Source organism: Mucilaginibacter gotjawali (assembly GCF_002355435.1).
GTDB classification, from domain to species: Bacteria; Bacteroidota; Bacteroidia; order Sphingobacteriales; family Sphingobacteriaceae; genus Mucilaginibacter; species Mucilaginibacter gotjawali.
Genome location: NZ_AP017313.1, coordinates 2,657,337 through 2,676,676, shown reverse-complemented (window position 1 = coordinate 2,676,676; position 19,340 = coordinate 2,657,337). Strand labels below are relative to the sequence as shown.

Genomic DNA, 19,340 nt, shown 5'->3' with positions numbered 1-19,340 from the left:
AAACGGATTCCCGCCTGATAAAAAACCACAAGCTATACTGCTGCAACGAATAAATGTTAAATATGTTTGGCGTTCCAAACATCCGCCTTAATTAATTGTAGCTCATATAAATATTTATGTTTAAAACTCCATTGCTTTTATCCGGTATACTCTGTATTACATTATTCTCCAATGCGCAAACCACTAACCCGCTCAGATATAAGGACCTTATATTTCCGGATGTTACGATCAACAAAAATTTATGCTATGCATCAGTAGTTACTCAGGGAGAAGAGAAATCCAGTTTATTCGATCTTTATCAGCCGAAAGATGATCAATCAGCTGCCCGCCCGCTCATCATCTGGATGCACGGTGGAGGCTTTATATTCGGTTCAAAAGATGCAAAAGGGATCAGGATATGGAGTAAAACCTTCGCGCAACGCGGATATGTATGCGCGGCGATCAATTATAGACTAGCCAAAAAGAATCAAATTTTTCACCTTGGCGAATTACAAAAGAACTGTTACTATGCTGTTCAGGATGCAAAAACGGCCGTCGAATATTTCAGGCAGCATCATTTGGAATACCATATCGATCCGGGTAAAATTATACTTGCCGGAAACTCAGCAGGTGGTTTACTTGCACTGCAAGCTGCTTATAGTACAGACCCGGAATTGGCAAAAACAGCAGGTATGACGGCTATTGACACAAAACGCCAGGGTATAGCAAGCGTTGCAGGCGTGATAAATTTTTGGGGTGGAATACTTGATTTGAACTGGTTAAAGAATGCCAGGGTTCCTATAGTAAGCGTACTTGGGAGCAAGGATAAGATTGTATCCCCAACCCATAAAAATTCGGCCATCTATGGAGGCGTTGATATTAATGAAAAGGCAAATGCGCTTGGTATTCCAAATGCCTTAAAAGTTTTTGATGGCTACTCGCACGAATTGCAAAGGCATTTTAATCCCCTGTTTCCGGGCGGTAAAAACACCCAAAAACGGTGGCTGGAGGCTGGTCAATTTGCTGCTGATTTTTTATACCGGTCACTTTTTAAATGATCAAATCATTTAAAATCTATCAGACCCGGCGAAATTATTTTAACATTCCGGGTTTATTTCCGGTTTGTTAAACAAATAGTTCCCTGTAACCTCACATAGGTAGCTCCCCCTTTTTTTTATCTGCAAATAAATCACTTTTTTCAAGTTAACACTACGATTTCTTTGAATATAGCGGTTGAATCAATGATTTGCCCCGGCAATAAACATGAATACGCATTAAAGTATTCGGCCTTTCCCCGCCCATTGTAATATTATTCGTCTGTTATGACTTTCTCATAACGCTTCTCAAATAATTAAGCTTTGACTTAACCTTTAACAATGTCCACCTGCGCTGACCTGGTCTCCGTGGTGCTGATCTGACCGTTTGTTACCATAAATTGGTGCTAATGACCACATGGGCATCAATTACCGGTTGAGCTATCCCAGAGGCACAACCGGAACTTTTGTGAACGTGTTGGAGCAACGGGATGGCGCCAATATGGGTCATGGTGGTATGGGATGGCAAACAACGCGACAGCGTTGCACTATCCGCTTTACAAACAGCGGTAACAACCTATTTTACAACCACATACCCAACAGACACCCTGCTGCGTGCTTTTGTTACGCCCGATACTACTTATGTACTCATTAGCAAAGATACTGTACTTTACGCTACTAATATTACCGCTACCGGCACGCTTATCAGCCGGATGAAAGTAGCGCCGCACGGAAGCGGCAGGTTTGCACAGGCAAGTTTACCGGCCAGCATTACCACTTACTTAACAACTACTTACCCAGGTTACGTATTCCAGAATGCTTTTTCAGAAAGCGACAAGGGTTCAATCATTGGGTATAGCGTATTTATTTCGGCCAATAGCACCAACTACATTATCATTTTCAACTCGGCCGGCACTTTTGTAAGTGCGAAAGTGGTCCACAAAGCGTGGCTTTTCATCATCATGATTAATCCCCAGGTTCCTGTTATCCAGGGCCGGGGTTTTATTTTATTCAACAAAAAAACATTCTGCCTGAAGATTTTTTTTTAACCGGACAAAAAACACGGGGCTATGCTGGTTGATTAACCCCAGGTACGCACAAATAATCAAGAGACGAACCATTGTTCTCCTCACTTACGATATAATATTAAATTCAATAGAAATAGAAACAGAAATTTATCCTATCATTTCACTGCATGCAATCAGGAGATATTAACACTTAAACCATAAATTGAAATGTGCTGCACCTTAAAAGGCCATCCAAAACCGCAGAAACAAATTGCCGATGACCTTATTACAATCTCAGAAAAAAATCAACTGCGGCCATTGAGGCTCCCCCCCATCGGTTCAAACGCTTTGACTGCGGCCAGCGTTACCCGCTAAAATAGTTTACTCTGAATCCCACCAGTCCACCTTGTCAGGAGGATTCCCCAATGTATAGGGCTCGCCGATACGCGGGACATTTACCTGGATCCCTAGTTTTTCAGCAGCGGGCAGCAATGTTTTTATAGGCTCGTTCCAGGGTTGGTCGGCTTCCACAAACTTACCCCAATGAATGGGTTGCAGCAAACTGGCGTGCAAGTCAACAGCAGCCTGGGCGGCCTGCCCAAACCACAAGTGTGTCCACGGCCAGTTCGGGCTATATTGGCCGCATTCCAGCAGCGCCAGGTCGAAGGGGCCATATTGCAGCCCGATCTTTTTAAAATAAGCGCCATAGCCGCCATCGCCACCGTAAAAAAGCCGGTAATTGCCTGCCTGTATCACGTATGATGCCCAGAGTGTTTTATTGTCCTGCCCATAAGTACGGTTGCTTCTGTGCTGCGCCGGCGTAGCGGTAATACGGAGGCCGCTATTTAACGTAGTGGATTGATTCCAGTTGAGTTCAATGATCCTTTTAGGATCAAAGCCCCAGTATATAAGGTCTTCGCCGACCCCCATCGGCACAACCGCCATTTTAATTTTGTCTTTTAATTTTATTAATGTCCGGTAATCCAGGTGGTCATAGTGGTCATGGGAGATGATCAGCACGTCTATTGTCGGCATATCCTTCGCATGATAATGCCCGGTGCCCGGAAATGCGGTTACCAATCCGGGTACCGGTCCGGCATGGTTGCTAAAAACAGGATCGATCAGTATATTACCCTGCCCGGTTTTGATCAGTAACGACGAATGCCCGAACCAAACAACAGTTGGTGCAGGCTCCGCCAGTGTCCGCAGATCAGTTTTGATCCATGGCAACGGGGAAGCCGGTCTGATACTTGCTGGACGGCGACGCAGAAAAAGCCACCGGTTATGTTTGGCGGATGAATTAGCTTTTTCTGCCAGATTTTCAAAACTGCCGTTTTTGTAATTGGGCAGTGTATCCAAACGGGCAAGTTCATCACCCTTAGGATCTTCACCCATTGATTTTACCAAACCACAACCAGCCATAACCATCAACGACAGCGCAGTCATCCCAGCCCACAAAAAATTTTTAATCATATGATCCTTAGCATGTAATAACGGAAAAAGCCGATGATTATTTTCTCTGCCACGGGGAAGAAGCCTCATATTTGGGGGCTGCAACAATTCGTCTGTAAAGAAAACCAAATTGATTAGCAAATGTTACAACAAATACTTACAATCGCAGGCCGGATCATGATATATCCACCAGATGAACTTATATAACCTGAAAAGAACTTTATTTGTAACGCTGCTGAGCTGCGTGGGCCTGCTGGCCCGGCCATATATCGCTCTATCCCAATTCAGCATAATTAACAGGAGCTTAAAAGATAGCACCAGGCCTCCCGTTCCGGATACTTTGCTGGTTAAAAAAAGATTTGGCCATGCCGCGCTCCAGTTTGGTATGGCAGAGATATTAGTGCAATCATTTGACCAGTTTGTTACTAAAAAAGATTATGCCCAGATCTCTTTAAAAACCATCGGCCACAATTTAAACCCTGGCAGCTGGCAGTTTGATAATGATCCGCTTCAAACCAACCAATTTGGCCACCCTTACCATGGCAGCTATTTTTTTAATTCGTTCCGGACAAACGGTTATAATTTCTGGGCATCATCTGCAGCAGCTTTTACGGGTAGTTATATTTGGGAAACATACGCAGAAAACCAGGCACCGGCGCCTAACGATTTCATCAACACCGGTTTTGGGGGTACTATTTTAGGGGAGATGACCTATCGCCTGTCTAACCGGATTGTGAACAACGAAAGTTATGGTTTTAAAAGGCAGGTAAATGAGGTACTGGGGTTTATAGTTGACCCAATGAACGGGCTTTCGCGGATATTGGATGGCAAATGGGGCAAGGTTTCAAAAAACACTACGCTCAGGGATTCCTCAAAAATAATAGCGGAATTCAATGCAGGGATAAGGACTATTGTATTGAATAACCGGGGGCATAGCGGCCTGTACGGCCATGTCAGGCTTTATTATGGCGATCCCTATGAACATTATCAAACCCCGTTCAGCAATATCCTGATCAATGCCGAAGTTGGGCAGGATGACACTACCAGGATCAATGTTGTAAGCGTTTATGGGTCATTGGCAGGCTGGGAGATCAAATCTACAGAATCGGTTGAGCACCTTGCCGTATTATCTGCCAATTACGATTATATCCGTAACGTAGCATTTTTTTATAGCGGGCAAAGCATACGGATCAACCTTTTATCGGAATTTGACCTGTCAAAAAAATTCGTCATCAACACCACCCTCGGCGTAGGGCCAATAATACTCGGGGCCGCACCCGATAAATACATTACCCCAAACGGCCGAAATTATGACTATACCATGGGTGTGGGGGTTAACGGCAGCGCGGCCCTGAATGTTGCGGGCAAACTATTTTTCAATATAAATTACAGGGGCGGCTGGCAGGCTACGATAAATGGCAATCCGGCCCATTATTTTCTGCATACCGTATCAGGCGAATTTAGCTATATGGTGATCAAAGGGTTTTCACTGTGTGCCGAGCCGGGCTATTACGCATTAAGCGGCAGGTACCGGGATTATCCGGATGTTTTTAGAAACTATCCTTATTTTAAAGGGTCCGTTAAATATTCGGTAAATTTATAACAGTAAAATCCGCTAATATACTCTGAATTGTAAGTATCCCCATTCGCTGCAAATAAATTATAAGTTTGTAAAGTTACCGCAGTTTAATACAAACATATTTCTTCCATACATGTTTATTAGCTATACCACTGCTATTTGGCAGGCTTAACATATGCTTAACCTTCTTCAACATCGCTACAGGATTAATGCCTATTATCGCGGTAATTAAATACAGGCTATACATACTTATTGCTGCACATATGCGTGTTTTTTTGATATTTGTTTGTCGATAATAATCTTAATATTTTGTCATTTATTCGCCGCATTTGGCTGGTTGCGCCGTCTTTTTACAACAGCAGCATCCATTATTATTTAAAAGGGTTTACTAACATTCTTTTAAAAGTGGTTTGCTGCATTTGCCCCTTATTACTTACCCTTAATGCTTCAGGCCAGCAAACCGACACCACCAAAACTATCCCGAATGGTGTTGCAGGACAAAAAGATACCCTCAACCAATTTACTACAGTTACCGGGCAGGTAACGGATGCTGCCGGAAAGCCGCTAATGTATGTTACCGTAAGCTTAAATGGCAGCACTTATGCTACCAGCACCGATTCGCTGGGGAAATTTAGTTTGACCAGGCCTGGCGCTTTTGCAAAAGTTACGTTTTCGCATGTGGGCTTTCAGGCTGTTGTAAAGACGATAAAGCCCGGCCAGGTAAATAAGTTGCGTATCAGTATGCCCGGAAGCCAAACTCAGCTAAAGGGCGTGTTTATTACCTCCCCCAGGAAGCAGCGGTACCGTAACAAGGACAACCCGGCGGTGTCGCTCATCCGGCAAATAATTGATCATAAAAACGAAAACCGGATGGAAAGCGCTGCTTACCTGCAATACAGCCAGTACGAACGCATTGGCCTTTCGTTTTTTAATCTCCCGCAAAAGTTTATTAACAGCAAGTTTTTCGGCAAGTATAAGTTTATGCTGGACACAACGGCCAATGTTAACGGGCAAAAACAAACCTTGCTGCCGGTGCTGCAAAGCGAAAAGTTGTATGACGTGTATTACCGCAGGCAGCCCGAAAAAAACATCCAGGTGCTTAATGCTGAAAAAGGGGTAAACATTGTTCAGTTTATCGATACCGCCGGGGTACAGGTGTATTTAAACCAATTGTATGGCAATAACCTTGACATTTACCAAAACAACATTTTTATTATTTCCAGCCAGTTTTTAAGCCCCATAGCCGACCATTCGCCAAACTTTTATAAGTTTTTCATCGCCGATACCATCAGCACACCCGCAGGTAAACAAATTGAGGTGGCCTTTACACCGCGCATTAAAGGTGATGTGCTTTTTGACGGAAAATTAACTGTGACACTGGATGGGCACTACGCCATTACCGCGTGCGAGATGAACATTAACGGGCAGATCAACGTGAGTTTTTTGCGCAGCATGAAGATCAAACTCAATTTTGTCCGGCAGCCTGACGGCAGGTATTATTTAAGCAAGAGCGATGTAAACGCCGATTTTGGGATTTACAGGACTAAAGGCTGGGGCGTTATCGGCGAGCGGACAGTCTCATACAGCAACTATAAGCCCGCCGTGGCACAGCCGGAGGCATTCTACAACGGCAAACCGGAGCAGGTAGCGCCCCGTACCTTCAACACGGATAGCACCTGGTGGGCCGCCCACCGTACCGATACATTAAGCAAACAGCAGGCACAGGTTTACAGCAACCTGCATAGGCTGGAGCAAATGGCGCCTTACAAACGCACCATGTGGTGGCTGTCAACACTTACCGGTGGCTATGCCGATACGGGGCCGGTACAAATAGGGCCGGTAGGACGCTTTTTTTCATTCAACAGCCAGGAGGGGATTCGTTTTGAGGGCGGGGGACGCACTACGCCAAAATTCGACAGCACGCTCTACCTGCAGGGCTATGGCGCCATCGGCACAAAGGATAAAAAAATTAAGGTTGACGCAATCGCTTATATCGCGCTGAATAAAACTGCACCCTACCGTTTCCCGAATGATTATTTCAGGGTGAGTTATTTGTATGATGTTGATGTGCCGGGGCATACCTTTTCCATCACCAACAAACAGGGAGCGTTTTCATCCTTCCAACGCGGAAAAACAAACTACTGGCTTTACAGCGGCATTTTCGAACTGCAATATGCAAAGGATTTTGAGAACCATTTTTCGTATAACTTCACCTTTAAAAACTGGAACCAGTCGCCGGCGGCGCAATTGGTTTATCAAATGAACGATGATGCCGGCACCCTTGTGCACAAACTAACTACCAGCGAACTCGACCTGCACCTGCGCTATGCACCAAACGAGCAAATTATACAGGGCACACAGGAACGGCACAGCATCCACAACAAATACCCTATTTTCGATCTTCAGCTGAACCGCGGGTTCAGGGGGTTTATGCATGGCGCATACGCCTATACCGATATCGGCCTCAATATGTATAAGCGGTTCTATTTTTCGCAGCTGGGCTATTCGGATGTTACTGTTATTGGCGGCTACGTACAGGGCAAGGTACCTTTCCCGCTGCTTAATATCAGCCCGGCCAATCAAACCTTTGCCTATAACCGGGATGCCTATAACGAGATGAACTACCTGGAATTTGTGAGCGACCATTACGCAGGCATCAACATCACCCACACGTTCAACGGTTTTTTGCTGAACAAGATCCCGCTGATACAACACCTCAAATGGCGCGAATACCTATCGGCCAAAATACTATATGGCGGCCTGCGTGCCGAAAATAACCCGGCATTAACGCAGGGCCTTTTTCGCCTTCCGCCCGCTACCAATGGCGCCTATGGAACCTACGCGCTTGGCAGCACGCCTTACATTGAAGCCGGGGCGGGCGTAGGCAACATCTTTAAATTTTTCCGGGTCGATCTCATCCGGAGGTTCAATTACCTCAGCCACCCCGGCGCCGCAGTATATGGGATCAAGTTTAGTTTCCAACCGGAGTTTTAGCGTTCCATTTATCACGCGGAACAGGTGGAACAGAGTGAAACACACTCATTATCAGCATTTTTAATTTATCAACAGTAGTTAGATTTGTGTAAATAACTAATAATCAGATGTTTAAGATAACAAATTTAACTAATTGATAATCAGCAAATTTCATCATATGCAAAATTCACACGTTTCAGCAGGGTTGCAGAGGGCCCTGCGTCTTCCCGGGGATATTGCGGAGTATAGCTAACCGTAGTCAGTATCTGCGGACAGCGGGTTTATATTTTAGTAGCTAAGGGTATGGTGAAATAAAATGTAGATCCATTTCCGTCTGCGCTTTCAACCCATATCTCACCCTGATGATCGGTGATTATTTTTGATGTGATAAATAAACCCACACCAAGCCCTGTATGGCTTTTTAGCACATCTTTAGCCCTGTAGAACTTATTAAAAATTGATGCGGTGGTTTCGGCCGTCATACCGCGACCCTGATCGGTGATACTTACCATAATCACCCCCTTGTCAATTAACAACGAGGTACTTATTAATATATCGGTATACTTATCCGAGTATTTGCCCGCATTACCTAATAAATTGGCAAGTACCTGCTCTAATCGTAATTCATCTATTAAAACATCAGCATCCTCACCAAAATTGGTAACAAATTTATGATATGGCAAAATGTGCCGCATTACAGCCACCTGATCGTGAAGAAAGGTATTTACGCTTACAGCACTCATATTGTACTGCAGATTGCCGTTCTCAATCTTTGAGATATCCAATAGTTGCTGCACAAGCGTCATTAATTTATTGGACTGAAGATCTATTTTATTTAACAGGCCCAGCAAATGTTCACTCATCGGTTCTGCTGTTGCTTTTGCCATTTGTGTATAAGCTTTCAAAATGGTCATTGGGGTTTTGAGTTCGTGGCTTGCAATAGAAATAAATTCCGTCTTCTTCTCGTCAACCAATTTTGATTGGCGAAGCTCCTCTTCCTGTTCAGTCGCTATCTTGTTTAGCGTTGCATGGCGTTGTTTAATATCCTCATAAGCATTTATGGGCAGTTCTTCCGCAAAATCACTTTTTAGCAGATTTATTTTTACAGGTTCAAGCTTCAGAGAACGGGGCAAACTCATCTTCATGGTGATAAGGTTTCCCGTCTCAGTTTCTTTCAATTCAAACTCTGGTACCAGTTTCTGCGCATAATAAAATCCGGCATCTGCGTTGGTAAACAGGATATCTTTGTTAAAGGTAACCTTAGCTACCAGGTTATAGCGCGTTTTGTTTTGTTCCAGCCCGATATCCAGCAATCCGTCGTCCGTATGTTCTATCACGGTTCGTGCAATTTCTGATACGGCGGTAGCAAACGTGGTTTGTGTGGCAATAGTCAGGCCCAGCCGTTCGGCAACCTTCATGGACCGTTTATGTGCCAGTACCAGGTCCATTTCATTTTCTAATGAAATCGATACTATTTTAATCATTTTACTTTTGCAATTACAACAGACATATCATCATTACGCCGGGCGTGGTCTTTATATATAGCTGCTGCCAGAACAGTTAAATCATATTTATACATCATCGGATAACGGGACATATCAATCCGTGTTTTGATGCCGTCCGAACATAACATAACCTGGTTAAATTCCTCCGCCGGATAATCCTGATCGCTCATCGTATTTGGAATATTGTACCCCACTATGCCGTTATAAGACATATGGTTTTTAAAATTAACGGGGCCGGACATACGGGCAGCAATATTACCTACGCCTGCCGATGTCCATACTTTGCGCGTAAGATCGTAACCTACAATATTGACTACCGCCCCCCTTGTTTTTTTTATAGCGTTATGAATAAAACGGATAGTTTCGGTTGGGCTGTATTCGGGAAAAATTTTAAAAGCGTTAGCCGCTTCATTTATGGCTTTATTAGCTTCCGGGCCATGACCAAGGCCATCGGCCAGCATCATTTTTATGTATTTTCCGGTTATTTTATAAGTAAACCCATCACCACTGGTTTTTTCACCCGGTTTGTACACTACAATCGGGCGCATGATCAATTCATTCGTTATCTTAACTTTTTCGGGTACGCTGTACACACGGCTTAAAACTATAGTACCCCAGCCAATCTGCGAATAAAGTTCAAAATTATCTGACATCCTTTTCATACTACCCAGGCCGTGCCCGAGTGTATTACTGGTTGAAATGCCGTCCTGCATCATTTTTGCCGGATTGACCATACCCGGGCCGTTATCAATACTGATCAGTTCGACATAAGGGTTACCGCCATTAGGGAATATGCCGATCAGCAATTCGCCATCATCACTGTATTTAAACAGGTTCGAGGTCATTTCTGCAACGATCAGGTCGAGTTCATTGATCCTTGCAGGATTAATGCCACCTTCAGTTGCCATTCGGTGAATCTCTTTTTTAATCAGCGAAAAATAACTGCGGTCACTGGCCGGAAAGCTGATATGTGTTGCGTCAACCATTGGCCCATTTTAATATAGTCACTACTGTACCTTCTCCCACTTTACTTTTTATATCAAATTCGTTGACTAATCTTTTTGTGCCCGGAAGACCCAATCCTAAACTTTTTCCGGTCGAAAACCCGTCGCGCATGGCAGCAGCGATATCGGGAATACCGGGGCCGCGGTCGGAAAATGTCAGTCGTACCCCGTTTATCCGCCCGCTCGAAACGACTTCAATGATACAAGTACCACCATTTGCATAGCGCATCATGTTACGAACAAGTTCGCTTGCGGCTGTTAATAAACGGGTTTGATTTACCAAACCCATCTTAATTTTGACGGCAACCTCCTTAACGCGGTTCTTAAAAAAAACAACATCCTGCTCTTTGAGTATCTGAATAGTATCTTTACTCAGCGATAAGATCATCTGTTTCGGGATAGCGATCTTCGTCATCAGTAACCTCGATTATGGATTTAAGCAAGTTCATGCCCCTTTCCATATCTAGGGCAGTATGCACGCCTTTCAACGGTAAACCCAGCTCAATTAAAGTAATAGCTACCGCAGGCTGCATACCTACTACCACAGTTTCGGCATCCAATATTTTTGACATACTGGCAATGTTACCGATGATCCTTCCCATGAAAGAATCTACTATTGAGACTGCAGAGATATCAATTAAAACTCCTTTTGCGCCTGTCTTATTAACCATTTGCACAAGATCAGCCTCCAGATTAAGCGCTAAACGGTCATAAAGATCGACCTGTATCGTCACCAGCAGGAAAGCACCCATCCTTAGAATAGGTATTTTATCCATGATTTATCGTTTTAAAATTTTGTGACGGTATTAATTTTTCTCACCTCCAGTCGCATCACTTTAAAGGAATAAGCCAGCGCACTGGCCAACGTTGCCTTTGTGATGATATTAGACAGGTCGATACCCAGGTGTACCACAGTTTGCGCAATTTCTGGACGGATACCGCTGATGATACATTCGGCACCCATCAAACGGGTAGCGCTTACTGTTTTGATCAGGTGTTGAGCGACCAGTGAATCCACCGCCGGAACACCCGAAATGTCAAGGATAGCGATACTCGAACCAGTTTCTACGATCTCCTGCAGCAGGTTCTCCATAACTATCTGTGTACGTGCGCTATCTAAAGTTCCAATGATCGGCAGGGCCAAAATACCATCCCATACGCGGATAACCGGGGTTGAAATTTCCGTAATCTCATCCGTTTGACGTAAAATAACTTCCTCACGCCCTTTGATAAAAGTTTCGAAGGTGACAACACTCAGATTGTCCATCAGGCGATTAACTTTTTGACTTTCTTTAAAAAGCGCCATCGGATCATTGGTGATTTCCTGTTGAAGTACGTCCAATATGGCCTCCTTTAAAGAGAAAACGAAATTTCCTGTTTCGCGCGGGCTAAAACCCTGGCGTGCACGGGTTATGGCGATACCCCCTAAAATTTCAATGACCGGGCTCCATTCATCAGCATCCAGGTTAGTGAAGTTATCACCGGATAAATTACTTACTAAAGCAGTAATTAACTCTTCTGACTGGCTCCGTAGTTCGTCGTTACTAATCAGGTCTTCACGTAAACCTTCATCAGCCAGTTGATTCTTCATCCAGAATTCAAGGATGTTTTTTTTCTTGTTTTGTAGCACTTTATGCGTTTTAAGCGACAGGGATGAAGGATACAGGTTAAACTTTTAAGCCATAAAATCCAAACTTGGCAAGATTTAATAAAAATGGAAAGGTATACAATAAGATCGGTATTTTTAATTTAATTATTAACTTATTTACTTCAAAAATTTGCCTGATTAAAGTAAAGTATAGAAACTTAAATTTTAATTAAACCGAAAACATTTTTTGTTCAACAATAAAAAAGAGGCCTCTTTTTTTGAAATATCCGGTTGAATTGAGGCGTAGTGCTGCATGGTAATAAATATGGAGCATATTTATTACCATGCAATGAGGTATTGTAAGCGGGACGCTCATGATGGTTTGGCTTCAGGCGTCGCGCTTGAACCGGTAGGGCTGATTGCCGGAACTGAACCCCGCTTGGCGTTTCACAGCCCTTTTACAATAGCCAATGACTTGTCGACATGGTCGGTAGGTGAAATGTGGTCGGTGTTTGACGAAAACACGGCGACAATTTTACCGTCTTTACCGATGACGAAAGTGGTCCGTGGGATAAAGCCATGATTAAGGTCCTGGCCGAGCACATCTTTAAAACCGAGCTTGCCGGGCGACATGGTGAGGCCGTAGCTTGCCGCAATTTTGCCGTCAGCGTCGGAAGCAACGGGGAATTTGCCTGCACAGTAATTTGGGTCGGAAGAAAATTTATTCAGCCTTTGAATATCGTCGGCAGATACACCGATAATGGTAGCTCCCGCAGCAGTAAATTTATCTTTTAGTTCGGCAAAAGCATGCGCTTCGGCATCACAGCCGCCGGTATAGGCAGAAGGATAGAAATATACCACAACGGGCCCTTTGGCAAGGGCATCTTTTAGCGAAAAATTAAATGCCGTGCCGGCCAGGCTGGCCTGGGTTGTAAATGCAGGCGCAGCATCCCCTTTTGACAACGCTGCCGGTTGGGCAAAGCCAGACCGGGTTACCAGGAGTGACAAGCTGAAAATTAAAATAGATAAGCAATAATATTTTTTGAACATGGCAGATTGTTTTGACTTGTTAATGAATGATGATTCCATCAAAGCTACAATAGTCTGCTGAGAATCAAGCAATATGTCATCAAAATTTTACTGTGGTTTTCCGGATGCGTAAAATGGTTAATATAAGCGGGACGGCCACACTTATTTAGGTAATTTTCTCCCATTACCCTCAACCCAGAAACGCCACCACCAGCTGCTCCCATTCCTTTTCCAAAGAGATATCCGGGCGGGTTTTTCGGGCTTTTTTATACCCCGCCGGTTCAAGCGTCCCGCTTGAACCCAAACCAGTGTCAGCGTCCCGCTGACATTACCAAATGATCTTCAATGGGCTTTCAGGGTTTGCGCTGCTATACCAATACTCGTGCGCCGACCCCACAAAGCCTGCCCTTACCGGGTTTTCATGCGTGTAATCGATTTTTTGTTCGATAACCGCGGGGGTATAAAGCACAATGGGGTAATTGCCATTCTGCCAAAGCTGATGTTTTTCATTTAAAGGGTTGAATTTACCAGCCCGGTCAAAAGCTTTTAGCATCCAATCCCGCCGGCTTTCCTGCGTGTTGTTGGCTATCATTTTATAAAGCTCTTTTGAAGTGTAGCTTTTAAAGCGCCCCAAAACATCACCTAATGAACCATCGGTAACATTGGCTACCATATGGATGTGATTAGTCATGATGACATAGGCATAGATATTAAGGTTTGCCTTTTGCTGGCACCAGGCCAGGTTTTCGATGATAAAATCGTTGTAATAGCGGCGGGTAAACACGTCTATCCAATCTACTACGGTTAAGGTAACGAAATAAAGTTCGTCGGTTGAGGCGTTGCGTTGCATGGTAATAAATATGCAGTATATTTTTTTATATCGCAATGAGGTATTGTAAGCGGGACGCTTACATTTATTGGGGTTCAAGCGGGACGCTTGAACCGGCGGAGGGGCTATTTTTAATTCTGTGAATTCTTTTATACTTTAGCTGGCAAAGTCCGCTCATTATGAAAATTTTTGCAATTGTTGCGTTGATTTTTTTCCTGCCCACGACACATAAAATTATAAAAAATTCACCTCTGCAGTTAAGGTATGACAAGGTAATGATGTATGATTTTGACGGTGGGATAGGCTCGGATGAAAGCATAGTCGACGCCAGGGGACATATAGCCAAGTCTATGACGAAGCAGGTCGTTCTTAATAAAGAGAGTGCGCTTAGCCTCACTAAGAAGTTGGGAGAAAGAGAATCATTCAACGATACAACGGGCGCTTGCTTTGAACCTCATCTTGGTTTCGTTTATTATTTGAAAGGTAAAATTGTTGCATACATTACCGTCTGTCTCAGCTGCAACGTGGTAGTTTCCAGCATTCCCCTCGATCCTCAAAAACAAGATAAATATCCAATAGCCAACGATGGTTATTTAGCAGGCGGACCAACTAAAGCATTCCGGGCATTTTTGAAGGGACTGTTAAAAAAATACAACTTTTAACACCCGCTGGTTCAAGCGTCCCGCTTGAACCCCAACCAGTGTCAGCGTCCCGTTGACATTACCAAACGATTACATGCCGTTTTTCCAACTGCGTAAAGCAGTTAATGTAAGCAGGACGCCTACACTTATTTGCCTAATTTTCTCTTACCACCCTCACCCCAGAAACTCCACCACCAACTCCTCCCACTCCTCGTCCAAAGAAATGTCCGGGCGGGTTTTTTGTGCTTTTTTATACCAGTAGTCGGCATTCCAAATGTCGCCTTCTTTACGGTGCAGGTAGGCATGTACCCATGTCGATGCCTGGTCTGTTAGCTGATCTACCTGGGCATGCGCTTGATGCCAATCGCCTTTGCCATCGTACCAAAGGCTTTTTAACTGTACAGAGATCCCGGTAACAGGTTCTGCTAATTTCAACGATTCTTTAAATTCTGCTAACGTTTTCATTGGATGTTGCAATTATGCTAAAATACAAAAAACCATCCTGGTTTACGCAAAAAGTACTGACAAGAATTTGTCACTGACAGCATCTTATCAGTACCTAATTAATTGATTACAAGCTATTTTTCGCTTGATTGCAGGCTATTGCATGTGTTACGCAACAACAAAATGCGGGCCGTTTCGAAAACGAAATTCAACACCGGGCATTACTTTGTCCGGTTTTGATACACCATTTATTTTTGTTGAGCGTTAACATTTTATCCATTAGCATTTTATAAGTTTGGTGCAGCAGTTGATAGCATAAATTGACTTGAGATCGTATACTTTCCATATCAGCCTTTATGATGCAGCATTCTTCGCAATGCTGTTCATCGTGCTCACTTTTGCCCTGCTTTTAGGATTCACCAAAAAGGCCAATCAGCCCGCAAACCGGTTTTTGGCCCTGGCCCTGCTTACCATTGTTTTGTGGATAGCCCGGCTATTGGGCATCGACATCGGGCTATCAGCGTACATTGCTGATTGGAGCCGGCTGCCGCTGCGATTTTCGCTGGCGCTCGGCCCCCTCATCTATTTTTATGTACTGAAAATAACCCGGCCGGAATATAAATTCCGGCATCGGGATCTGCTGCATTTTTGTCCCTTGCTGCTGCAATTGGGCGTTTGGATAATTGAGGTTAGAGAGAGTATAAAAACCGGTGCAGCTACTTATGAAACACCGGCATTCCGGCAACTGGACCCGGTATTGCAAATGATGGCCTTTGTTTCGGTGGTTATTTACCTTTACCTGGCGCACCGGCAGATCGAACGTTTTTACAGGCGACAAAAATTTAACGGGGGCGACCGGCACCGGTACGGGCTACGCTGGCTGCATAACTTGCTGAAAGTTTTTGCCTTGTTATGGCTATTGTGGATCCCCTTTACCGCCGCCGACTATTTTTATTACCATTACCAATTAAGCATTCAGGCTTATTATCCTTTATACCTGCTTTTAGCGGCAACAACCATCTGGATGGGTGCCGTGGCTTTTTTAAGGCAGGAGGCCGGCGTGCCGGTGGAAGCCCCGTCATTTTTAAAGCCGCCGCTTCCTTCGGAAATAAAGCAAAAGGGTACCTGGCTGAAGAGGGCCATGAAAGCCGGAGGGTATTACCAGGACCCTGAACTCAGTTTAAACTCACTGGCTGATAAGCTCGGGCTGGGTACTCATGAATTATCCAGGATTATCAATACGGCACTTAAAAAAAGCTTCAACGATTTCATTAACGAATATCGCGTTGCGGACGTGGTTCAGAAAATGCAGGACCCTTCTTTTGACCATATCACCCTGCTGGGTATTGCCTATGAATCGGGGTTCAATTCCAAAACTACTTTTAACCGTACTTTTAAACAAATAACCGGGAAAAGCCCTGCTGAATATAAAAATGAGCTTAACAAAGAGCGACCATCTTATAATTTGGGGCGCGATCCCCGGTTTGCGACGGTAATTTCGTCTCCTGAAACCACTCCACGGTGGTCTCAGTACAAATTAAATCGCAATTCCATGTTTAAAAATTATTTCAAAATAGCACGGCGCAACCTGGCGCGCAATAAAAGCTATACCGTTATTAATGTTGCCGGCCTGGCGGTTGGTATTGCCGTTTGTGTGATGATTTTCATCATTATACAATATCAAACCAGCTTCGATAATTTTCACGCGAAGAAAGATCGCATTTATCGGGTATTAACCGAATATCATCATGCTGATGCTGCAGATGTTTCTTATGGGAAAGACCTCTCTTTCCCGATGCCCTTAGGATTGAAAACGGCTTTCCCCCAAATAGAACAGGTGTCCCCTATCTTTGCAAGCCACGATGACCAGCTGCTGATACCCGATAATGGCGGGCCGGTGAAGGAATTTAAAGAGCAGCGGGGTGTATTTTTTGCAGGGCCTTCATTCTTTAAAATATTTGATTTCCCATTGCTATCGGGTTCGTATGCCTCATTGAAAGACCCGAACAATGTATTGCTTACCAAAGAGATTGCTGAAAAATATTTTGGCGACTGGAAAACTGCCATAGGCAAAACCATTAAACTGCGGGCAGGCGGTTTTATATTTGAGCATGGTACCGATGTTTTGAAAGTTTCGGGAATTCTTGCTCCCATCCCGGCAAATACCGATTTTCAGCTAAAACTTGTGGTGGCCTTTGGAACAGGTTTTACGGGAGATTATCTTTCAAAATCTACTGATGGGGATGTAACTGTACCTGATTTTGGCTGCTATATTTTGTTGCCGCCCAATATCCCGGTTGATAATTTTAATCAGCAATTACGAGCGTACTCACGGAAGGTGGAATCTCCATCCGATAAGGACAGTCATATTGTGCAACCATTAAGCGCGGTGCATTATGATGCAGAGGCGGGCAATTACAGCAACAGAACAACCAGTCATCAGCTGCTCAATGTATTGTGGCTTATTGCCGCATTTATCCTGTTAATTGCCTGCGTAAACTTTATCAACCTCTCTACGGCGCAGGCTGTTAACCGTGCAAAGGAGGTTGGCGTACGGAAAGTTTTGGGGAGCAGTAAATCCCAGTTACAGATCCAATTCATTGTTGAAACATTTTTGATAGTGATAAGCGCTGTAATACTTGCTGCAGGCATTACCATGCTGGCATTGCCTTATATAAGTAAACTTTTAGAGCTTTCGCTTTCATTCAACCTGCTCAGCGATCCTGCAATTATTTTATTTCTTTTAACGGTAACAATTGTTGTCACCGCACTTGCTGGTTTTTATCCGGCTATTGTTTTATCACGTTTTAACCCTGTTAACGCGTTAAAAAATAAACTCACCTCAAATACCACAAACGGAATTTCATTACGACGGGGATTGGTCGTGTTTCAATTCATTATTGCCCAGACGCTCATCATCGGCACGCTCATCATCGTAAAGCAAATGAATTATTTTATGGATCGGCCGCTGGGCTTTGATAAAGACGCCATTATAAATGTTCCTTACCGCGTGGATAGTATTCGCATCAGCAAAATGGGGTATTTAAAGAACCAGCTATTAACGGTAAACGGTGTGCAGGCAGTAAGCTTCAGTTCAAACACCCCGGTTGAAGATGGTAACGACATCTGGAGCACACTCAGATTTAACCATGCCATAAAAGAAACAGATTTTAAAGCGATCACCAAATTTGCCGACAATAACTATGTGCCTGCATATAAGTTGCCCTTAATAGCCGGAAGAAATTTGCAGCCCTCAAATATGACAGGAGAATTTTTAGTGAATGAATCCCTCCTGAAAAGTCTCGGAATTAAAAACCCGGAAGATATTTTGAACAAAGAAATAAGCATATGGAACGGGCAGATAAAATGCCCGGTTGTTGGTGTGCTGAAAGATTTTAATGACAGATCATTTCGTAACAACCTGGCGCCATTGCTTATTACTACAGACGTGGCCATGTACAACCAGGCAACAATAAAAATGGCAGCGACAAACATTGCTGCTACGTTACCTGCTGTTAAAAAAATATTCGACCAAACCCTTCCCGATTTTGTTTTTGAATACAAGTTTCTGGATGAAAAAATCGGGAATTTTTACAAACAGGAAAGTCAGTTAGCAGCTTTGTATAAAATTTTTGCAGCCATAGCCATATTCCTCAGTTGCTTGGGTTTGTATGGTTTAGCCTCATTTATGGCAGTGCAACGGATAAAAGAAGTAGGTATCCGTAAAGTACTTGGTGCTACCACCGGCAATATTGTATACCTGTTTTCAAAAGAGTTTATCATACTCGTGGTAATTGCCTTTGTCATTGCTACGCCCCTTGCCTGGTATTACATGCACCAATGGTTGCAGGCTTATGCTTACCGCATCAATATCAGTTGGTGGCTGCTTGCTGCAGGCGGACTTGCCGCAATAGTTATCGCATTGGCAACCATAAGTTTCCAGGCAATAAAAGCAGCAATAGCAAACCCGGTGAAGAGTTTGAGGAATGAGTAAAAGAAGTTAGCAGTAGCAGTTTGCAGTTAGAGTTGAAAGCAAAAAGCCCAAAGCGGAAAGCTAAAAATTATTTCCGATAACAAATAACAACGTCCCAATGACCCAATGATTAATTCAATAATTAAAAAAGAACTTAGGTCGTAAACGTGTGATCTGAGGTTTAGTTGACACATTATGTGGTGCGTTTCGGGTTGAGATACGGAACGCATTTTTTATACAAAACAGGATAATGTGCTTAAAACGTTATGACAATAAAGATTACAGCAATTAATGCCCATGCTT

Annotated in this window: 15 protein-coding genes; 6 read left to right on the top strand and 9 right to left on the bottom strand. The window is 43.7% G+C overall.

Annotated elements, in window-relative coordinates:
* Positions 1-116: 116 nt before the first annotated feature.
* Both MgSA37_RS11995 and MgSA37_RS11990 read left to right on the top strand, forming a co-directional pair.
* Positions 117-1,037, top strand: a complete 921-nt coding sequence (locus MgSA37_RS11995) for an alpha/beta hydrolase (protein ID WP_096352197.1) — start codon at positions 117-119, stop codon at positions 1,035-1,037.
* A gap of 467 nt (positions 1,038-1,504) precedes the next feature.
* Positions 1,505-2,062 carry a hypothetical protein gene (locus tag MgSA37_RS11990; RefSeq protein WP_096352195.1) on the top strand — a complete coding sequence of 186 codons (558 nt, stop codon included), beginning with the start codon at positions 1,505-1,507 and terminating at the stop codon, positions 2,060-2,062.
* Positions 2,063-2,401: 339 nt separating this feature from the next.
* Here MgSA37_RS11990 and MgSA37_RS11985 read toward each other — a convergent pair whose 3' ends face one another.
* A complete protein-coding gene (locus MgSA37_RS11985) occupies positions 2,402-3,493 on the bottom strand; it encodes an MBL fold metallo-hydrolase (RefSeq protein WP_157750547.1) in 1,092 nt (363 codons plus the stop codon).
* Between the two features lie 172 nt (positions 3,494-3,665).
* On the opposite strand from MgSA37_RS11985, the gene MgSA37_RS11980 reads away from it, so the two are divergent.
* Together MgSA37_RS11980 and MgSA37_RS11975 are read left to right on the top strand one after the other, a co-directional pair.
* The gene (locus MgSA37_RS11980; RefSeq protein ID WP_096352192.1) at positions 3,666-5,075 is read left to right on the top strand and encodes a DUF3943 domain-containing protein; all 1,410 of its coding nucleotides are present in this window, start codon (positions 3,666-3,668) and stop codon (positions 5,073-5,075) included.
* A 285-nt stretch (positions 5,076-5,360) separates the two neighbouring features.
* Entirely contained in the window at positions 5,361-8,045 is a 2,685-nt protein-coding gene (locus tag MgSA37_RS11975) for a DUF5686 family protein (RefSeq protein ID WP_157750546.1), read from the top strand.
* A 260-nt stretch (positions 8,046-8,305) separates the two neighbouring features.
* On the opposite strand, the gene MgSA37_RS11970 is transcribed toward MgSA37_RS11975, so the two are convergent.
* The 7 genes from MgSA37_RS11970 to MgSA37_RS11940 all read right to left on the bottom strand — a co-directional run bounded on the left by MgSA37_RS11970 (position 8,306) and on the right by MgSA37_RS11940 (position 14,000).
* Complete coding sequence (locus MgSA37_RS11970; protein ID WP_096352189.1) at positions 8,306-9,508, bottom strand: sensor histidine kinase; 1,203 nt, start codon at positions 9,506-9,508, stop codon at positions 8,306-8,308.
* The gene (locus MgSA37_RS11965) at positions 9,505-10,515 is read right to left on the bottom strand and encodes an ATP-binding protein (protein ID WP_096352188.1); all 1,011 of its coding nucleotides are present in this window, start codon (positions 10,513-10,515) and stop codon (positions 9,505-9,507) included. Before MgSA37_RS11965 ends, MgSA37_RS11970 begins: the two co-directional genes overlap by 4 nt.
* Positions 10,508-10,948: an anti-sigma regulatory factor gene (locus MgSA37_RS11960; RefSeq protein ID WP_232010846.1), complete on the bottom strand. Its 441-nt coding sequence runs from the start codon at positions 10,946-10,948 to the stop codon at positions 10,508-10,510. Before MgSA37_RS11960 ends, MgSA37_RS11965 begins: the two co-directional genes overlap by 8 nt.
* Positions 10,902-11,309 carry an STAS domain-containing protein gene (locus MgSA37_RS11955; RefSeq protein WP_096352186.1) on the bottom strand — a complete coding sequence of 136 codons (408 nt, stop codon included), beginning with the start codon at positions 11,307-11,309 and terminating at the stop codon, positions 10,902-10,904. Before MgSA37_RS11955 ends, MgSA37_RS11960 begins: the two co-directional genes overlap by 47 nt.
* 11 nt (positions 11,310-11,320) lie before the next feature.
* A complete protein-coding gene (locus MgSA37_RS11950) occupies positions 11,321-12,163 on the bottom strand; it encodes an STAS domain-containing protein (RefSeq protein WP_262497473.1) in 843 nt (280 codons plus the stop codon).
* 405 nt (positions 12,164-12,568) lie between these two features.
* On the bottom strand, positions 12,569-13,171 hold the full coding sequence (locus tag MgSA37_RS11945; protein ID WP_096357429.1) for a peroxiredoxin: 603 nt from the start codon (positions 13,169-13,171) through the stop codon (positions 12,569-12,571).
* Positions 13,172-13,478: 307 nt separating this feature from the next.
* Positions 13,479-14,000, bottom strand: a complete 522-nt coding sequence (locus MgSA37_RS11940; RefSeq protein ID WP_096352183.1) for an REP-associated tyrosine transposase — start codon at positions 13,998-14,000, stop codon at positions 13,479-13,481.
* Between the two features lie 158 nt (positions 14,001-14,158).
* Between MgSA37_RS11940 and MgSA37_RS11935 the strand changes: the two genes are divergently transcribed.
* On the top strand, positions 14,159-14,641 hold the full coding sequence (locus MgSA37_RS11935) for a hypothetical protein (RefSeq protein ID WP_096352181.1): 483 nt from the start codon (positions 14,159-14,161) through the stop codon (positions 14,639-14,641).
* Between the two features lie 153 nt (positions 14,642-14,794).
* Here the strand turns inward: MgSA37_RS11935 and MgSA37_RS11930 are convergent, their stop codons facing one another.
* On the bottom strand, positions 14,795-15,085 hold the full coding sequence (locus tag MgSA37_RS11930; RefSeq protein ID WP_096352180.1) for a hypothetical protein: 291 nt from the start codon (positions 15,083-15,085) through the stop codon (positions 14,795-14,797).
* A gap of 304 nt (positions 15,086-15,389) precedes the next feature.
* Here MgSA37_RS11930 and MgSA37_RS11925 point away from each other — a divergent pair, with 304 nt between their 5' ends.
* Positions 15,390-19,058: an ABC transporter permease gene (locus tag MgSA37_RS11925; protein WP_157750545.1), complete on the top strand. Its 3,669-nt coding sequence runs from the start codon at positions 15,390-15,392 to the stop codon at positions 19,056-19,058.
* The last annotated feature ends 282 nt before the right edge of the window (positions 19,059-19,340 follow it).